Below are 537 nucleotides of genomic sequence, written 5' to 3' on the forward strand. Positions count from 1 at the left end.
CAGCAACGCGGTCACCGCATTGCCGGGGATGCCCAGCGAGAGCAGCGGAATCATGCCGCTGGAGACGGCGGCATTGTTCGCGGCCTCCGGCCCGGCCACGCCCTCGAAGCGGCCCTTGCCGAAGGTCGAGGGATCGCGCCCGATGCGCCGCTCCGCCGCATAGGAGAGGAAGGATGCCGTGACCGGCCCGCCGCCCGGCACCAGCCCGACCGCGAAGCCGAGCCCGCTGCCGCGCAGGATGGGCGCCCAGCTCGCCTTCCAGTCGGCGCGCGTGGGCCAGATGCCCTTGAACCCGCGCGTGACCTCGATGCTCTTCTCCGATTCCTCGACGTTGGAGAGGATCTCCGCGAGGCCGAAGAGGCCGATGACGACGGCGACCAGCTCGATCCCCGCTGTCAGTTCGATGGTGCCGAAGGTGAAGCGGAACTCGCCGCTCACCACGTCCATCCCAAGGGTGGAGAAGGCCGAGCCGAGGCCGATCATCACCATGCCCTTCAGCGCCGAGCCCTGGATCATGAGGATGGTGCAGACCAGCCC

General features: G+C 69.3%; 1 protein-coding gene. It reads right to left on the reverse strand.

The features are described 5' to 3' along the window. Window positions 1-537: tripartite tricarboxylate transporter permease (locus AC1DWF_RS38015; RefSeq protein ID WP_476843571.1), on the reverse strand; the 537-nt coding region annotated here is incomplete at both ends.

It is taken from the genome of Aminobacter sp. P4_D5 (assembly GCF_056401815.1).